The following is a 17477-nucleotide window of genomic DNA, read 5'->3' on the forward strand; positions in this document are numbered from 1 at the left end:
AGGAGGGCTCAGGAAGCCGGCGTCCCCGGGGACAGCGAGGCCGTCACCGTCGAGAGCGAGACATTGAAGCGCGTCAGGAGCGTGGTGAAGGCGTTGCGCTCCTCCTCGCTCCACTCCTCTGTGACCAGTGCCATCAGTTCACGGCGCGAGGCACGCACCTCCTCCAGGCGGGCGCGGCCGCGCTCGGAGAGCTGCAGGACGACTGCGCGCCCGTCCTCGGGGTGCGAGGCGCGGGTGACCAGTCCGCCGTCGACCAGCGGCGCGACCTGACGGGTGACCGTCGAGGAGTCGATGCCCATGCCGGCGGCCAGGGCCTTGACGCCCATCGCGCCCTCCTGGTCGAGCCGGTTGAGCAGCAGGTAGGCGGCGCGGTCCATGGAGTTGCGCGCCTGCCCGACACCGCCGAGCCGGCTCTGTTCGGCGCGGCGGGCGAAGACGGCCACTTGGTGTTGCAGCGCGTCGAGGAGAGCGGAATCGATGTGGGTCGTCATGTCCGAAGAGGTGGGCATGGCCGGTTGCTCGCTTCATGGAGGTGCGTACGGATTGGGGGACAGAGTACGCGGCCCGCGCGAGGACCGTACCGGCGCTGACCAAAGATGTACGGCTGCGGGCGGGTACGCGGTCTGTGGACGCCCGCCCCGGCGCGAGCTGTAAGACTGGCGCCATGGCCGACCACACGCCGCAGACACCCGCTTCCGCCGCTCCCGGTGCCGCCGGTTCCGCGATGGCCGCTCCTGCCACGGGGGCCGCAGGAGAGACAGGGGTGCTTCCCGCTGTCACGCTTGACGACGTCCACGGTGCGCAGAAGCTGCTCTCGGGGGTGAGCCGGTCCACCGCGCTGGAGGGCAGCCGCTACCTGTCCGGCCTGGTGGGCTCGCCGGTCCACCTCAAATGCGAGAACCTCCAGCGGACCGGCTCGTTCAAGGTCCGCGGTGCGTACGTCAGGATCGCCGGGCTGTCGCCGGAGGAACGTTCCGCCGGGGTGGTCGCGGCGAGCGCGGGCAACCACGCCCAGGGCGTGGCGCTGGCCGCCTCCCTGCTCGGCGTCCGCTCCACCGTCTTCATGCCCGAAGGTGCGCCGCTGCCCAAGGTCGCCGCGACCCGCGAGTACGGCGCCGAGGTGCGGCTGCACGGCCAGGTCGTCGACGAGACGCTGGCCGCGGCGGAGCAGTACGCGCGCGAGACGGGCGCGGTCTTCATCCACCCCTTCGACCACCGCGACATCATCGCCGGTCAGGGCACGGTCGGCCTGGAGATACTGGAGCAGTGCCCCGAGGTCCGCACGATCGTGGTCGGCATCGGCGGCGGCGGGCTCGCCGCGGGCATCGCGGTGGCCGTGAAGGCGGTCCGTCCCGATGTGCGGATCGTCGGCGTGCAGGCGGCGGGCGCCGCCGCGTACCCGCCCTCGCTGGCCGCCGGGCACCCGGTCGCGATCCCGTCGCCGGCGACGATGGCGGACGGGATCAAGGTCGGGCGGCCGGGCGACGTACCCTTCGAGATCATCGACGACCTGGTCGACGAGGTCCGTACGGTCTCCGAGGACGCGCTCTCCAGCGCGCTGCTGCTCTGCCTGGAGCGGGCCAAGATGGTGGTCGAGCCCGCCGGGGCCAGCCCGGTGGCCGCGCTGCTGGCCGCGCCCGAGGCCTTCCAGGGCCCGGTGGTCGCGGTGCTGTCCGGCGGCAACGTCGACCCGCTGCTCATGCAGCGCATCCTGCGCCACGGCATGGCCGCCGGCGGCCGCTACCTCTCGCTGCGGCTGCGCCTGACCGATCGTCCGGGCGCGCTGGCGACCCTGCTGGGCGTGCTGTCCGAAGCGGACGCGAACGTGCTGGACGTCCAGCACGTACGGACCGATCCGCGGCTCGGCATCACGGAGGCCGAGGTCGAGCTGCACCTGGAGACACAGGGTCCGGAGCACTGCACGGAGGTCGGCACGGCGCTGCGGGAGGCGGGTTACACGGTGATCACCTGACCGCTCGCCGGCCCGGGCGCGCCGCCCGGAGACGACGCGTACGTACCGACGGCCGGTGCCTCACGGAGGCACCGGCCGTCGTCGCGTTCACCTCCCCACACTCAAGCCCTAACGCGTTGTATCGCGTCCGGCGTAACATCCGGGGGACGGTCGCCGTAAGTGCCGCCCGGCGCGGGAGTCCCTGTGGCGCAATCGTGGCGTTCCGTACCGCTGGTCGCCCGCCGGCCGTCCGCCGCGCGGGTGAAAACCGGCAAACGTAAGATTTACCTCGAATTCCCCAACTCCGGGAGGGCCTGGATGCCAGGCGCTATTTACGCCGAGGGCCTTGTGAAGACCTTCGGCGATGTGAGGGCTCTGGACGGCGTCGACATCGACGTCCCCGAAGGGACCGTCCTCGGTCTGCTCGGTCCGAACGGGGCCGGGAAGACCACCGCGGTCCGGGTCCTGACGACCCTGCTGCGGCCCGACCGCGGCCGGGCGGAAGTGGCCGGGATCGACGTACTGGAACGCCCCGACGACGTACGGCGCGCGATCGGCCTGTCCGGCCAGTTCGCCGCCGTCGACGAGTACCTGACCGGCCGGGAGAACCTCACCATGGTCGGCCGGCTGTACCAGATGGGCGCGAAGGAGGCGAAGGCGCGGGCCGGGGAGCTGCTCGACCGGTTCCACCTCGCCGACGCCGGCGACCGGCCCGCGAAGACCTACTCCGGCGGCATGCGGCGCCGGCTGGACCTGGCCGCCGCGCTGGTCGTCAGCCCGCCCGTGATGTTCATGGACGAGCCGACCACCGGCCTGGACCCGCGCAACCGCCAGCAGCTGTGGGACGTCATCCAGGAGCTGGTCGCGGGCGGCACGACGCTGCTGCTCACCACCCAGTACCTCGAAGAGGCCGACCACCTGGCGCACGACATCTGCGTGGTCGACCACGGCCGGGTCATCGCGCGCGGCACCTCCGACCAGCTCAAGGCGCAGACCGGCGGCGAACGCGTCGAGGTCGTCGTGCACACGCCCGAGCAGCTGGGCACGGCCGACGAGGTGCTGCGCGGCTTCGGCAAGGGCGCGTCCAAGATCGAGCCGCACACCCGCAAGATCACCGTGCCGGTCACCGGTGGCGCGAAGCTGCTCGCCGAGGTCATCCGCGAACTGGACCTCCGCGGTGTCGAGATGGACGACGTCGGGCTGCGCCGACCGACCCTGGATGACGTCTTCATCTCGCTGACCGGCCACGCGGCCGAGACGCCCGCCGAGGGCGCGGGGGACGGCGACGGCACGGGGGACGGCGACGCCGCCGCGGCCGGGGCCACCGGCCGCGGCAGAGGCCGGCGGAAGCGCGGGAAGAAGGCCGCGGACCAGGGCGGCGAGCGGCGGGCGGCACGGGAGGCGGCGAAGTGAGCACGGTGACGGAAGCGGCACGGCGGGCCGGAGCCCCGCGGCCGGGCGGCGGCACGATCAGGTCCGTACGGGACTCGCTGGTGGTCGCCCGGCGCAACCTGATCAGAATGGCGCGCATCCCGGAGATGGTGATCTTCGGACTGGTGCAGCCGATCATGTTCGTGGTGCTGTTCAGCTACGTCTTCGGCGGTGCCATCGCGCTCCCGGGCCAGCAGGGGCCGATCGACCCCGCGCAGTACCGCGCGTTCCTGATGGCCGGCATCTTCGCGCAGACCGTCACCTTCGCCACGGCGGGCGCGGGCGCGGGCATCGCGGACGACATGCACAAGGGCCTCATCGACCGCTTCCGATCGCTGCCGATGGCCCGCGGCGCGGTCCTCACCGGCCGTACCCTCGCCGACCTCGTGCAGACGGCGCTCACCCTCGTCGTGCTCGCCGTCGTCGCGCTGATCATCGGCTGGCGCACGCACGAGAACCTCGGCAAGGTGCTGGCCGGCTTCGGCCTGCTGCTCCTGCTCGGCTACGCCTTCTCGTGGATCGGCGCGCTGATCGGACTGTCCGTACGGACCCCGGAGGCGGCCACGTCCGGCGGCCTGATCTGGCTCTTTCCGCTGACGTTCATCTCCAACGCGTTCGTGCCGTCGGACTCCATGCCGGCGTTCCTGCGGCACATCGCCGAGTGGAACCCCTTCAGCGCCACCGTGCAGGCCGCGCGCGACCTCTTCGGCAACCTGCCGCCCGGCTACCCGGTGCCGGACGCCTGGCCCATGCAGCACCCGGTCCTCGCCTCGGCGCTCTGGTCGGTCGTGATCATTGCGGTCTTCCGCACGCTGGCGGTACGCAAGTACCGGTCGGCGACGGCCTGAGCGGAGACGCCGCGCGGGCGCGTACCTCGGAGGCGCCGTACGCGGGCGCGTACACCCGCACGCCGCGTACGGAGACGCCGAGGGGCTCGGGCCGCGTGCGGACACGGCGGAGGGCCCGGGTCTGTCGACCCGGGCCCTCGGTGACGGTGCGGCGCCGCGTGTCGCGGGCGCGGCCGTGGTCCGCGGGGCTCAGCCGTTGTAGGGCTTGGCCTCCAGGATCTTCACGGCCGCCTTCTTGCCGTTCGGGAGCTCGTACTCCGCGGTCTCGCCGACCTTCTTGCCGTTGACTCCGGTGCCCAGCGGCGACTGCGGGGAGTAGGTCTCGATGTCCGAGCTCGCGTACTCCCGCGAGGCGAGCAGGAACGTCAGCGTGTCGTCCGGGTCCCCGTCGAACGCGATGGTGACGACCATGCCGGGGGCCACGACACCATCGGCGGCGGGCGCCTCGCCGACCTTCGCCGTCTCCAGCAGCTGCTTGAGCTGGCGCATACGAAGGTCCTGCTTGCCCTGCTCTTCCTTGGCCGCGTGGTACCCGGCGTTCTCCTTCAGGTCACCTTCCTCGCGGGCCGCCGCGATCTTTTCGGTGATCTCGGCGCGTGCGGGACCAGACAGGTACTCCAGCTCGGCCTTGAGCTGGTCGTACGCCTCCTGGGTCAGCCAGGTGACGTTGTCGCTGGTCTGGGTCACAGGTGCTCCTCGTCGGTACTGGGGATAAATCAAACGCCCTACCAGGAAGGCTTGCGCCTTCTCGGGTGGGCGAAACCACGAGCCTAACAATTCCGGCACAAAAGGGGGAGCGGTAAACCGCAAAAATCGCGTCGCCGCTGGTCAGCCGTGGTCGGGCGGCGTTGCCCCGCGCGCGGGGTCAGGTCCGCGCCGGCGGGCGACGGTTCAGTTCCCGCCCGAAGCGCCCGAGTCCGTGCAGCCGACCAGCTCGGCGTTGGTGGCCCGGGCCGTCGTCCGAATCGTGATCACCGTGTCGACCTGGCCCTTCGCCTGATCGATCCGGACGTCCTTGCGGCCGACCTCGGCGCCCTCGGCGGACTGCGAGCGGAGCGTGCACACGCCCTTCGCGCCGGCGTCCTTCACGACCTCCAGGTGCGCCTGCACCGCGGAGTCGGAGACGACCTTGTACGAGACCAGGCGGCCGCTGAGGTCCTGCCCGGTGATGTAGGAGATGCCGAACCAGGCGACCACGGCGATCAGCGCGGCACCCAGCACCGCGCCGATGACCTTGAGCTTGCGGTCGGCCCGCTCGTCGGCGGTACGGCCGTACCGTCCGTCGGGCAGTCCGTCGCGCACCGCGGCCATGATCTTCCTCCTGGTAAGGGGTACCTGGAAATATTCGCCCCCTCGCTTCGGTCACTATAGAAGGCGTCGTTCCACGGCGTCCCATGACCCTTGACTGAGGATCGAGTCTTGACTGAGCAGCTGCGAATGATGGCGGTGCACGCCCACCCCGACGACGAGTCGAGCAAGGGCGCGGCCACCATGGCCAAGTACGTGTCCGAGGGGGTGGACGTGCTGGTCGCCACCTGCACCGGGGGAGAGCGCGGCGACATCCTCAATCCCAAGCTCCAGGGTGACCCGTACATCGAGGCGCACATCCACGAGGTGCGCAAGAAGGAGATGGACGAGGCCCGCGAGATCCTGGGCGTCAAGCAGGAGTGGCTGGGCTTCGTGGACTCCGGGCTGCCCGAGGGCGACCCGCTGCCGCCGCTGCCCGAGGGCTGCTTCGCGCTCCAGGACGTCGAGGCCGCGGCCGAGCCGCTGGTGAAGCTGATCCGTTCGTTCAAGCCGCAGGTCATCACGACGTACGACGAGAACGGCGGCTACCCGCACCCCGACCACATCATGACTCACAAGATCACGATGGTGGCCTTCGACGCGGCCGGCGACCCCTCGAAGTACCCCGACGCCGGCGAGCCCTTCCAGCCGTCGAAGCTCTACTACAACCAGGGCTTCAACCGTCCGCGCACCGTCGCGCTGCACGAGGCGCTGCTGGCGCGCGGCATGGAGTCGCCGTACGGCGAGTGGCTGGAGCGCTGGAAGTCCTTCGAGCGCGCCGAGCGCACGCTGACCACCTACATTCCCTGCGCGGACTACTTCGAGATCCGGGACAAGGCGCTGATCGCGCACGCCACGCAGATCGACCCCGACGGCGGCTGGTTCCGCGTCCCGATGGAGATCCAGAAGGAGGTCTGGCCCACCGAGGAGTACGAGCTCGCCAAGTCTCTGGTGGACACCTCCCTCCCCGAGGACGACCTCTTCGCGGGCATCCGCAACAATTGACCTCATGATGAGCGCGACCAGCACCCTCGCCATGACTCATCTCGTCCCCCTCGCGAAGGACCTGGACGAGAACAAGGTGACCCCCGGAGTCCTCGGCTTCATCGTCTTCGCGGTCATCGGCGGCGCCGTCTGGCTGCTGATGAAGTCGATGAACAAGCACATGCGGAAGGTCGACTTCGAGGAGAAGCCCGGCGAGACCGGCCCGGCGGCTCCGGCCGAGAGCGCCCCGGCGGCTCCGGCCGAGAGCGCCCCGGCCGCCACGGCCAAGGGCGCCCCGAAGACGACCTGACCCGGCCGGCGGGCCGGTGCCCCGGTTTTCGGGTCGGTGGCCGGCCGACCCGCTGCCCCGGTTTTCGGGTCGGCGACCGGCCGACCCGCTGACCCGGTTTTCGGGTCGGTGACCGACTTCCGGGGCGGAGACGCAGAACCGCCGTGGACGCGAGGCCCACGGCGGCACGGGCCTGCCCGCATGCCGGCCCGGCCCGCGGGATCAGCGGCGGGCCGAGGGGCAGCAGCGGGCTGTGCGACAAGGGACGTCACGGCGCCGTTTCCAGAGCCACCCCCATGATCTCGCGGGCGTGGCGGGTGGGGACCATGCCCAGGCGCCAGGCCTGCCAGCCGGCCTCCAGCTCGATGCCGCGGTCCAGCAGGACGGCGTACGCCTCGACGCAGTCCTCCAGCTTGGGGTCCCGCAGTGGGTGCGGGGCGCGGCGCAGCTCCGCCAGCTCCTCCTGGGCGACGGCCGTGCCCACCTCCGAGCCGCCCGGCGACGCCAGCGGGAGCAGCGTGCAGCGCAGGAAGCGGGCCCAGTCCTCGCCGCGCCGGTCGCCGTACCCCGCGAAGATCTCCGCCGCCTCGTCGGCCAGCTCCAGGGCCTGCGCCGTCCGGCCGTTCCCCGCGTCGATGACGACCAGCTCCAGGCACGACCAGCCCTCGCTGTGGGGCACCCCGATCCGCTGGAAGTCCCGGCGCGCGTCCTGCAGCAGCTGGCGCGCGAAGCCGCTGTTGCGCAGCGAGCCGGTCTGCGCCGCCCGTACGTCACGGGTGATCCGCCCGGAGTGGTGCCGGGCACACGCCAGCCCGTACGTGTCGTGCATCCGGCTGAACATCGTGCGCGCCCGGTCCAGCTGCCGCACGCCCGCGTCCTTGTCGCCGTTCTCCTCCAGCGCCTGGCCGAGGTAGTACAGCGTCCAGGCCTCGCCGCGCGCGTCCTCGTGCCGGCTGTGCAGCGCGAGGGCCTGGCGCAGCTGGTCCACCGCGGACGCCGGGTCGCCGTCCACCAGCCGGGCCCGGGCCAGCTGCGTCATCGCCCAGGCCTCGCCGCGCCCGTCCTGCGTGCGGCCGTACAGCTCCAGCGCCTCCTGGAGCTCGCGCTCGGCGCGCGGCACGTCACCGTGGCGCAGGCAGGCCTGGCCGAGCTGGAAGTGCGCCCACGCCTGGCCGTGCACGCTCTCGCTCTCGCGGTGCAGCTCCAGCGCCTCGTCGAGCAGCGCGAACGCCTCGGCCAGCTGCGCCCGGTCCCGTTCCACCGCCGCCAGCGCGTGCAGTGTCCAGGCGCGGTCGCCGCGCATGTCGTCCCCGCCCTGCATCTCCAGGGCCTCCCGCAGCTTCGCCGCGGCCTCGGCGAGATTGCCCTGCTGCTGGAGGGTGATGCCCAGGTCGCGCAGGGCGCGCGCCGCGCCCACCGGATGCTGCGCCTCGAAGTACAGGTCGACCACCGAGGACAGCGTCGTACGGGCCCTGTCCAGCTCGCCGAGCTGGCGGGCCGCGACGCCGGTGCGCCACTGGACCGAGCGGGCCAGCAGGCTCTTGTCGGCGGCCTTGGTCAGCTCGGTCAGCTCGCCGAGGCGGTACAGGTCGCCGCGGAGCAGGCAGTAGTCGGCGAGGGCGCCGAGGAGGTGGGAGAGCGTGGCCTGGTCCACGTCCTGGTCGGCGTGGCGCAGCGCCGCGGTGATGAAGCTGGTCTCGTCGTCCAGCCACTGCAGCGCCGCGTCGAGCGAGGTGAAGCCGTGCGGGCCGAAGCGGTCGGCGCGCGTGGAGGTGTTGCCGTCCACCAGGCGGATGACGGAGTCCGCCAGCTCGGCGTAGCTGCGCATCAGCCGCTCCTGGGCGGTGGCCCGCTCCGCCGGGTCCTCCTCGTCCAGCAGCCTGGCGTGCGCGAAGCGGTGCACGAGGGAGTGCAGGCGGTACCGGCTGCCGCGTACGTGCTCGACCAGCCCGGCCTCGGCCAGCCGGCCCAGCCGCCGCTCCGCTTCCTCCTCCTCGACGCCCAGCAGCGCCGCCGCCGCGGCCGCACCCAGGCTGGCCCGCCCGACCAGCGCCAGCCGGCGCAGCAGCCGCCGCTCGACGTCCGGCTGGTCCGTGTACCGCAGCCACAGGGCGCGCTCCACGGGCGTCACCGGGCCGTAGGCCGCCAGGTCGTCCGCCAGCGTGCCGGGGTCGCGCCGGCCCAGCGAGGAACCCGCCACCCGCAGGGGCAGCGGCAGCCCGCCGCACAGCTCGCCGACCCGCTCCAGGGCCTGCGGGTCGTACGGCCCGGCCGTGCCCTCCGTCTCGGTGCCGGTGGCGCGCAGCAGCTCCTCGACGCCGGCGGCGTCCAGCGGGCCCACCGGCAGCTGGTGCACCCACGCCGACAGCTCATCGGGCAGCTCCATCGGCTCCCGCGCCGTGACCAGCACCAGGGACTCCGAATGATCCGGCACCAGGGTGCGGACCTGGGCGGGGTCGGTGGCGTCGTCCAGCAGGACGACGACCGGGAGGTTGGTCAGATGCTGCTGATACAGCTCCGTCAGCCGCTTCACGTGCTGCTCCGGCGAGGGGCGCTCGCGGAACAGCAGCTGCTCGCGGGGCGCCCCGAGGCGGTTCAGCAGGTGCAGCAGCGCGTCCCGGGTGGGCAGCGGGGGCTCGCCCGGCGTCTCGCCGCGCAGGTCCACCACGCACGCGCCGCGGAACTGGTCGCGCAGCTGCCGCGCGGCCCGCACCGCGAGCGCCGTACGCCCCGAGCCCGGCTCGCCGTGCAGTACGACCACCGTGGGCCGGGTCTCCGTACTGGCCCGGGCGGCGTGCACCCACTGGGTGAGCTGCGTCAGCTGAGCCCGCCGGCCGACGAACGGGCCACCGGGATCCGGGAGTTGCTGGAAGGAGTCGGCCAGCACCGACCGGCGGCGGGCCGCCGCGCTGCGGTCCCCGCCGCGCAATTGTGGTCCGCGTCCGCCGGTCTTGGTGCCCTGGCCGCCGCCGGTCGCGCCACTGCGGTGCGCCGTCGCCAGCATCCGCTGCTGGTCCAGGAACGGCCGGACACCGCGCACCTCCAGGGCCGTCAGCCACTGCAGCCGCAGCTGCTCGGGGCCGCCCGGCTGGCCGCGCATCCCCGCCTGGCGGTGCGCGGCCGGCCAGTGTCCCGCGGTGAGCTTCACGACCGTGGCCGCGGCTCCCGCGACGGCGACCGCGGCGCCGGTGCCCAGCGCCGGGCCGGGGCCCGTGCCGTACGCGAGGTCGGCGGCGACGGCGACCACGGCGGCGACCAGCGTGGCCACCGCGGGGGTGCCGGTCTCCGCACGGGTCAGCCGCTCGGTCAGCGGCCGGCGCGCCGCTGCCGCCTCGTCCAGCGCCGCCGCATACGCGGCGTACTCCTCCGCCGCTTCGGCCGTCAGTCGGTCCAGCGCGGCCCGCGCCCTGGTGAGCAGCGCGTCTCCGTCGACACGCCCGCCCGAACGGCGCACCTCTTCCTCGACCGCGCGCGTCAACAGCGCGTCCGCGTCCGCGCGGTGGGCTTCCCGCAGGTCAGCCGTTGACCCCGTCATTCCGTCCCCCTCAGCGATGATCGCTTTGTACGCCCAGTCTTCCGTCCGGGCGCCGAATCCGGCAGCCCTGTGGATAACTTCGCCGTGACGTGCCACACGGTGGAGTGACAGATCTGTCGTGCCGGGCATTCGGACTCCGGCGGTTCCGTCGCGCACGCTCCGGGCGCACCCGTGAGAGAGGATGGCCCCATGCCGAACCGCCTGGCTCGAGAGACTTCCCCGTATCTGCTCCAGCACGCCGGTCGGGCACAACAGCGGCCACTGGTGCCGGTGGACGGGTACCACCAGATGGCTCTGACCAGGTAGCCAGAGTCCTGGGTACTCCCCGATCGCGGTGGCTCGACAGCGACCGACCCCCGCCGCGGCCTTGGCGATCGAGAGTGCGCCGCGGGGTCACCGCACCGCTGAGCCCGGGACGGCAGCACGGCGTACTCCCGTCCCGGGCATCGCGAGCTCAACGCGTGTGCCGGTGCCTTCTCAGCCGGCTGCGTTCACCTGCTTTTCCCCACTCCGCACCGGCGCACGATCGCCCTTCATGAAGTCGGCCACCCGAAAGGCCAGGTCGAGGGACTGGCTGCGGTTCAGGCGGGGGTCGCAGGCCGACTCGTAGCGGACCGGCAGGTCGTGGACCTCGAGGCCATGACCGCCGCCGACACATTCGGTCACGTCGTCGCCGGTCAGTTCGACGTGAATGCCGCCGGGGTGGGTGCCCAGGGCACGGTGGACTTCGAAGAAGGCAGTGACCTCGCCGAGCACGTCGTCGAAGTGCCGGGTCTTGTACCCCGAGGGGGCCTGAGTGGTGTTGCCGTGCATCGGGTCGCATACCCAGGCGACCTGAGCGCCGGAGGCGGTCACTTTCTCCACGAGCGGTGGCAGCACATCCCGTACTTTGTCCACGCCCATGCGGACGATGAAGGTGAGGCGGCCCGGCTCCCGTCGGGGGTCCAGCCGGTCCACGAGCCGCAATGCGGTGTCCGCGGTGGTGCCGGGACCGAGCTTCACCGCCACTGGGTTGGCGAGTTGGGAAGCCCACTCGACGTGGGCCCCCTCCGGATCCCGAGTGCGCTCGCCGATCCACAGCAAATGCCCGGAAGTGGCGTACGGACGACCGCTGCGGGCGTCCCGGCGGGTCAGGGCGGCTTCGTAGTCCAGCAGCAGGGCTTCGTGCGAGACGAAGAACCGCGCGCTGTCGAAGTCCTCGGGCCGGCCGCCGGTGGCCCGCATGAAGCGCAGGGCGTGGTCGATCCCGTCGGCGATGCGCTCGTAGGTGTGCCGGTGCGGGGAGTCGGCAATGAAGTCGCGGTTCCACTCGTGGGCCCTGCCCAGGCTCGCGTGACCCGCGGCCGTGAACGCACGGATCAGGTTCAGGGTGCTCGCCGATGCGTGGTACGTCCGCAGCAGGCGGGCGGGGTCCGGCACTCGTGCCTCGGGCGTGAAGGCGAGGCCGTTGACAGCGTCACCACGGTAGACGGGCAGCGTGACGCCGTCACGGGTCTCGGTCGGGCGCGAACGGGGCTTGGCGTATTGGCCGGCGATCCGGCCCACCGGTACGACCGGCAGGGCGGCCGCGTAGGTGAGCACGGCGGACATCTGGAGCAGGGTGGTGAGCTTGCCGTGCACGGACTCGGCGGACATGCCGTCGAGGGACTCGGCGCAGTCACCGCCCTGGAGCAGGAAGGCCTCGCCTCGTGCCACGGCCGCGAGCCGTGTCTTGAGACGGTCGCACTCATCGGCGAAGACCAGGGGCGGTGCCGCCGCCAGCCGGTCGGTGACGTCGTGCAGCGCAACCGGGTCCGGCCAGTCCGGTTGCTGGGCTGCCGGGCGGTCACGCCAGGAGTCCAGGGACGTCGGGCGTGGCTCGTAGGGCAGCAGTGTGTTCATTCCTCGTCCTCTTGCTTTCCTCGTGGAAAAGGGGCATGCGGAACGGGACAGGGAGCGCCGGCTCCGCGGTCGGCAGGGCAGCGCCGCTCACGCACCGGCCAGGTCCAGGACGTACCGGCCGTAGCTGGAGGACTCGGAGAGTTCCTTGCCGAGGAGCGCCAGTTGTTCCTTGCCGACGAAGCCCATGCGGTAGGCGATCTCCTCCAGGCAGGAGATGCGGATGCCCTGCCGCTTCTCCAGCACCTGCACGAACATGCTGGCTTCCAGCAGGCTGTCGTGGGTGCCGGTGTCGAACCACGCCGAGCCGCGGCCGAGGTTGACCAGGCGTGCCCGGCCTTCGCGGACGAAGGTGAGGTTCAGGTCGGTGATCTCCAGTTCACCGCGGGCCGAAGGCTCGAGCCGCGCAGCTCGGTCCAGTGCCTCGTTGTCGTACATGTACAGACCGGTGACCGCGAGGTTCGACCGTGGCTCGGCCGGCTTCTCCTCCAGAGACACGATGCGACCCCCGTCGTCCACCGTCGCCACGCCATATCGTTCCGGGTCGCTGACCTGGTAGCCGAAGAGCGTGCAGCCCGACAGCCGGCCGGCTTCCTCCCGGAGCATGTCGGGCAGCCGGTGCCCGTAGAAGATGTTGTCGCCGAGGATGAGGCACACCTTCTGGTCGCCGATGAACTCGCGTCCTATGACGAGGGCTTCCGGCAGCCCCTTGGGCGCCTCCTGGACGGCGTAGGCGATGCTGACGCCCAGTCTGCCGCCGTCCCCCAGCAAGGACCGGTAGACATCGAGGTGTTCGGGGGTGGAGATGATGAGGATCTCCCGGATGCCCGCCTGCATGAGGACGGACAGCGGGTAATAGATCATCGGCTTGTCGTAGACCGGCAGCAGTTGCTTGGAATGGACGCTGGTCAGAGGCCGCAGACGGGTTCCGGAGCCGCCGGCGAGAATGATGCCGCGCATGGATTCTTCCCTTTCCGCTGGAGAGTGACGCCGATCAGGCGGCTGCGCCGAGCAGCGATTGCCACCAGGCCGGGTTGTCGCGGTACCAGGCGACGGTCTCCTCCAGCCCTTCTTCGAAGGCGATCCGCGGCCGGTAGCCGAGCGCCCGAAGCTTGCTGTCGTCGAGGGAGTACCGCCGGTCGTGCCCCTTGCGGTCGGGCACCTGACGTACGGACGACCAGTCCGCGCCGCACTTCTCCAGGAGCAGCGCGGTCAGTTCGCGGTTGCTCAGTTCCCGGCCGCCGCCGATGTTGTAGACCTCACCGGGTGCTCCCTTCTCCAGGACGAGCTGGATACCGCGGCAGTGGTCGTCGACGTGCAGCCAGTCGCGGACGTTCAGGCCGTCGCCGTACAGCGGTACCGAGCCGCCCTGGAGCAGCGTGGTGACAAAGAGCGGGATGACCTTCTCGGGGTACTGGTACGGACCGTAGTTGTTGCTGCAGCGGGTGATGCTCACGTTCATGCCGTGGGTACGCGCGTAGCTCTGCACGAGGAGGTCGGCTCCGGCCTTCGCCGCGGCGTAAGGAGAGTTGGGGCTCAGCGGCCATTCCTCCGTCCAGGAGCCGGTGTCGATCGACCCGTACACCTCGTCCGTGGAGACATGGACGAAACGCGGCACGTCGCGGTGGAGCGCGGCCTGGAGGAGGTTGTGGGTGCCGAAGACGTTGGTCCTGATGAATTCCGCGGAATTCCCGATGGAGCGATCGACGTGCGTTTCGGCCGCGAAATTGACCACGGCGTCCACGCCGGGCAACAACCGCGTCAGGAGGTCGGTATCGGCGATGTCGCCCTGGACGAAATGGAGGGCAGGGTGATCGGCGACGGGCGCGAGGTTCTCACGGTTCCCGGCATACGTGAGCTTGTCGAGCACGGTGACGCGGGACGGTGCGGCGCCCGACTGTCCACCGAGGAGCCGCCGTACGTAGTGGGAGCCGATGAATCCGGCCCCGCCCGTGACGAGTACGTGCATGGAAGGTGGTCCCCTTTGTTGAGCGATGCGATGAGCGCTAAGGGGGGAACAGGCGGAAATGGCCTGGGAATCCAGGCGGCCCCCCTGTACAGCGAGTGACGCGACGGTTGTCCGTCGGCGCTTAACTCCTCGCTGACTCCGCACTGGATGACGAAGATCGTAGAACGTCGAACGCAAGTCGAGCAACTACGCGGTGTGAACATCGCATCACCAAAATCCTTTGAAGATCCCACGGCTTACTCAAGGCTCGGCAAAAAGATGCAGGTAACACCTCGAAGAGGAATGGTTACTTCCGGTATGTGGGTCGCCATTCGTTGACTGCCCGTCACGTCAAGTCCGTGCGAGCATCGGTGAAACGCTCTTGCGCGACCCCCTTGTCGATCGTTACGTTCGCCAATGTCGTCGAACCTCGAAATAGCAGAAAGTGATGACGCTGCTTCCGGCGAACGACTAGGGGGAACATGTCAGCAGTACGTGATCGATGCCTGCCCGGAGCGCCGCCACCCGCCGCTGCCGAGCCGCTCATCGAGACCGCCGTCGAGATCGCGGCCAATGCGGCGGTCGGGCCCGGCAGTTGGGTCCGGCACGGCAGTGCGATCGGCGACTCGACCATCGAGCAGGGGGTGTTCGTCGGCTTCCGTGCCCGCATTCACGGCGCGACCGTCGCCACCGGCTGCCAGATCGCCTCGCTGACCCGGATCGGACGCCCCGGCGGCGCCGCGGTGCGCATCGGCCGGGCAGCCTGGATCGGGGCCCGTGCCGTCGTCGAGCCCGGTGTGCACATCGGAGCCGGTGCCGTGGTCGGGGCCGGAGCCCATGTCACGGCGGACGTTCCGGACGACGCGCTGGTGATCGGACGGCCGGCCCGGGTGCTGCGCCGGCGGGAAGTGACCGAGGACGGGCTCCCCGACTTCGGCCGCATCATCGCGGCCGTACGGGCCAGGCACGACAGCAACTCCCGCCCGCTGCCCAAGGGCTGGCGGGCGGACGGGCCGTGCGTCCTCGACGCCGACCTGTCGGGCGGCGTCGACGTCGTCCTCGGTACGGCGGTCATCGCCATGGGCCGGGCGGACGGCCCTTCGCCCGCGGGCGGTATCCGGGCCGCCTCGGGTGTGCGCATCGGCGACCGGGCCGTACTGGAGGCGTCGAGCGGCATCGACATCGGCGCCGACGCCACGATCGGGGCCCGCGCCCTCGTGGTCTCCAGCGGCCACGACCTGAGCCGGCGCTCGCTGCCGTGGCGGAGCGGCCCGGTGCGGATCGGCGCCGGGGTCCGGGTGGGCGACGGCGCCACGGTCGTCGGCCCCGCCAGTCTCGGCGACGGCGCGGTCGTCGCTCCGGGAGCTGTCGTCATCGGGGACGTTCCCGCAGGCCATACCACGTCCGGTGTCTTCGAGAGGAACTCGTCATGAGGATCGTCCTGACCCCGAACTCCACCGGCTCGGGGCACAACATGCGCGCCCTCGCCCTCGCCCGCGAGGTGCGCCGCCGGCATCCCGACGCCGAGCTGACCGTGCTGCTCGCATCCTTGCAGTCGACCTTCGCGCCGCTCTTCGCCGAGGCCGGCGTGCGCGTGGTGGACATCGCCGGCGAGCAGGTGAACCACGCCACCAGGAGCAATCTCGGCCAGGACCTCGACTGGGCCGGGTACATCGGCCGCTACCTCGCACCCGCCTTCGTCAACGGCGAGCGACTGCTCAGCTATCTGGCGCACTACCGGGACCTCGCGCCGGACCTGGTCGTCAGCGACTACAACATCTCCGCCAGCCTCGCGGCCGTCCTCGGCGGCACTCCGCACGCGCTGGTCACCGAGCGGTACGACTTCACGTTGTGCCAGGTCGACGACGCCACACTGGAAGCAGGCGGCTTCCGTGTGGACCGCGACGACCTGCGGCGCGGTCGCAACGCGCTGCACACGGTGTTCGAGCGGATCGTGCAGAGCGCCGAGGTCGTGCTCACGGACAAGCCCTTCGTGCCGGAGCTGGACGAAGGCACCGCGGTGGCCCGTGCCCTGGCGGACGGGCGGGCGGTCTTCACCGGACCGATGATCCGCGAGGTGCCGGAGCGCACCGACGGCGCCGCGGTCCGCGCCTCGCTCGGTCTCGGTCCCGGCCCGCTCATGGTCGGCTCGGTCGGCGGCACCAGCATGTTCTGGGAGAACAAGCAGCGGGTCATCGAGAGCTACATCGACGCCCACCGGCTGCTCAAGCGCGAGCGTCCCGATCTGCAGCTCGTACTGCTCGGCCGCGAGTGGGTGGAGGCCCCCGAGGACGTCGTGGTGCTGACCTACCTGCCCGATTGGATGCCGCTTCTGCAGGAGGCCGACGTGCTGCTCTCGGCCCCGGGGTGGATCACCGTGACCGAGGTGGCGGCCCTGCGCGTGCCCACCGTCTTCGTCCTCAGCAGCCTCGGTGAGTACCACGAGGTCGAGGCGTCCCGCCGGCTGGACCTGCTGGGCTTCCCCTCCCTGGTCGCGCCGGGCGCTGGGGAGATGTGCGAGGCGGTGCGGCCGCTGCTGGAAGCACCGGCCGCCGAGCCGACGCCCGGTCAGCTGGCCATCGCTCCGCACGGGCCCGGGACCGCCGAGGCCGCCGCGCTGCTCGTCGAGGCCGCCCGCCGGGCCGGCGCCCGCACATCGCCCGTACCGGCCACCGACGGCGGCGGGCGGTGAGCGGCGTGCAGAGCGGCACCGAAGGAGCCGTACCGCTGATCGCCCGTGCCACCCGCATGCTGCTGTCGAGCGACGGCTCCACCACCCTGCTGTTGGAAGCGCTGCTGGACACTCGGTTGACCGTGCACGTCGAAGACCAATCGACGGTGCCGGTGGGACAGTTGCCACCGACCGCGGTGACCGCGCTCGGCCTGCGTCCAGGAGCTGCCGCCGTGCGACGCGCTTCCGCCCTGTTGACCCCCGAGGGCGCAGTGGTGAGCAGGAACACGGTGGTCTTCACCGCGCCGCCCGGGGGCTGGTCGGGCTCGGCCAGCGACGCCGCGCCGCTCGGCAAGCGGTTGCGCCAGCACGGGACCCGGCAGCACCGGGAGATCCTGTCCTCCGGGGCCGCCGTGTGGCCGGACCACGGTGAACGGCGTTGCGCCTACAAGGAATACGTCATCACCTGTGACGACTCCGCACGCCTGTACGTACGGGAGCATTTCAGCCCCGAGTACGTCCATCTGCCGGACGGCTCCCCGGGGTTCGACCCCGCCGGTGCGGGCGACCTGAACCCGCTGCGGCGGGCCGGCTGATCCCTGGACGGCCCGCTCCATCACTTCCCAGTCACTCCCCGCACATCGAAAAGATCTCG

The 17477-nt window shown here is 71.4% G+C and carries 15 protein-coding genes; 8 read left to right on the forward strand and 7 right to left on the reverse strand.

Annotation, left to right across the window (positions count from 1 at the left end):
• Nucleotides 1–8: 8 nt before the first annotated feature.
• The gene (locus tag IF20_RS05865; protein WP_110943842.1) at nucleotides 9–509 is read right to left on the reverse strand and encodes a MarR family winged helix-turn-helix transcriptional regulator; all 501 of its coding nucleotides are present in this window, start codon (nucleotides 507–509) and stop codon (nucleotides 9–11) included.
• A gap of 215 nt (nucleotides 510–724) precedes the next feature.
• On the opposite strand from IF20_RS05865, the gene ilvA reads away from it, so the two are divergent.
• From ilvA to IF20_RS05880, 3 genes are all read left to right on the forward strand, one after another.
• Entirely contained in the window at nucleotides 725–1972 is a 1248-nt protein-coding gene (gene ilvA, locus IF20_RS05870) for a threonine ammonia-lyase (RefSeq protein WP_052864060.1), read from the forward strand.
• A gap of 297 nt (nucleotides 1973–2269) precedes the next feature.
• Nucleotides 2270–3364: an ATP-binding cassette domain-containing protein gene (locus IF20_RS05875; protein ID WP_052863872.1), complete on the forward strand. Its 1095-nt coding sequence runs from the start codon at nucleotides 2270–2272 to the stop codon at nucleotides 3362–3364.
• A complete protein-coding gene (locus tag IF20_RS05880) occupies nucleotides 3361–4230 on the forward strand; it encodes an ABC transporter permease (protein ID WP_052863873.1) in 870 nt (289 codons plus the stop codon). The genes IF20_RS05875 and IF20_RS05880 overlap by 4 nt, the downstream gene beginning before the upstream one ends.
• Before the next feature lie 189 nt (nucleotides 4231–4419).
• Here the strand turns inward: IF20_RS05880 and greA are convergent, their stop codons facing one another.
• Both greA and IF20_RS05890 read right to left on the reverse strand, forming a co-directional pair.
• Nucleotides 4420–4917 (reverse strand): transcription elongation factor GreA, encoded by a 498-nt coding sequence (gene greA, locus IF20_RS05885; RefSeq protein WP_052863874.1) that lies wholly within the window; start codon nucleotides 4915–4917, stop codon nucleotides 4420–4422.
• Nucleotides 4918–5121: 204 nt separating this feature from the next.
• The gene (locus IF20_RS05890) at nucleotides 5122–5541 is read right to left on the reverse strand and encodes a DUF4307 domain-containing protein (RefSeq protein ID WP_052863875.1); all 420 of its coding nucleotides are present in this window, start codon (nucleotides 5539–5541) and stop codon (nucleotides 5122–5124) included.
• A gap of 108 nt (nucleotides 5542–5649) precedes the next feature.
• Between IF20_RS05890 and mca the strand changes: the two genes are divergently transcribed.
• Both mca and IF20_RS05900 read left to right on the forward strand, forming a co-directional pair.
• Nucleotides 5650–6522, forward strand: coding sequence for a mycothiol conjugate amidase Mca (mca, locus tag IF20_RS05895; protein WP_052863876.1), 873 nt, complete (start codon nucleotides 5650–5652; stop codon nucleotides 6520–6522).
• Between the two features lie 7 nt (nucleotides 6523–6529).
• Nucleotides 6530–6811, forward strand: a complete 282-nt coding sequence (locus tag IF20_RS05900; protein ID WP_052864061.1) for an RAMP4 family protein — start codon at nucleotides 6530–6532, stop codon at nucleotides 6809–6811.
• A 247-nt stretch (nucleotides 6812–7058) separates the two neighbouring features.
• Here the strand turns inward: IF20_RS05900 and IF20_RS05905 are convergent, their stop codons facing one another.
• The 4 genes from IF20_RS05905 to rfbB all read right to left on the reverse strand — a co-directional run bounded on the left by IF20_RS05905 (nucleotide 7059) and on the right by rfbB (nucleotide 14172).
• Entirely contained in the window at nucleotides 7059–10325 is a 3267-nt protein-coding gene (locus IF20_RS05905; protein WP_052863877.1) for a tetratricopeptide repeat protein, read from the reverse strand.
• 477 nt (nucleotides 10326–10802) lie between these two features.
• Nucleotides 10803–12206, reverse strand: a complete 1404-nt coding sequence (locus IF20_RS05910; RefSeq protein WP_052863878.1) for a class II 3-deoxy-7-phosphoheptulonate synthase — start codon at nucleotides 12204–12206, stop codon at nucleotides 10803–10805.
• A gap of 87 nt (nucleotides 12207–12293) precedes the next feature.
• Nucleotides 12294–13163, reverse strand: a complete 870-nt coding sequence (gene rfbA, locus IF20_RS05915; RefSeq protein ID WP_052863879.1) for a glucose-1-phosphate thymidylyltransferase RfbA — start codon at nucleotides 13161–13163, stop codon at nucleotides 12294–12296.
• Nucleotides 13164–13197: 34 nt separating this feature from the next.
• Complete coding sequence (gene rfbB, locus IF20_RS05920; RefSeq protein WP_052863880.1) at nucleotides 13198–14172, reverse strand: dTDP-glucose 4,6-dehydratase; 975 nt, start codon at nucleotides 14170–14172, stop codon at nucleotides 13198–13200.
• Between the two features lie 461 nt (nucleotides 14173–14633).
• On the opposite strand from rfbB, the gene IF20_RS40680 reads away from it, so the two are divergent.
• Genes IF20_RS40680 through IF20_RS05935 form a run of 3 tightly spaced genes read left to right on the forward strand, consistent with a single transcriptional unit; the run spans nucleotide 14634 to nucleotide 17418 of the window.
• Nucleotides 14634–15584: an acyltransferase gene (locus IF20_RS40680; RefSeq protein WP_052863881.1), complete on the forward strand. Its 951-nt coding sequence runs from the start codon at nucleotides 14634–14636 to the stop codon at nucleotides 15582–15584.
• Complete coding sequence (locus tag IF20_RS05930; protein WP_052863882.1) at nucleotides 15581–16843, forward strand: glycosyltransferase family protein; 1263 nt, start codon at nucleotides 15581–15583, stop codon at nucleotides 16841–16843. Before IF20_RS40680 ends, IF20_RS05930 begins: the two co-directional genes overlap by 4 nt.
• Nucleotides 16840–17418, forward strand: a complete 579-nt coding sequence (locus tag IF20_RS05935) for a hypothetical protein (protein WP_052863883.1) — start codon at nucleotides 16840–16842, stop codon at nucleotides 17416–17418. Before IF20_RS05930 ends, IF20_RS05935 begins: the two co-directional genes overlap by 4 nt.
• Nucleotides 17419–17477 lie beyond the last annotated feature (59 nt).

This window comes from Streptomyces niger (assembly GCF_000718305.1).
Lineage (GTDB): Bacteria > Actinomycetota > Actinomycetes > Streptomycetales > Streptomycetaceae > Streptomyces > Streptomyces niger.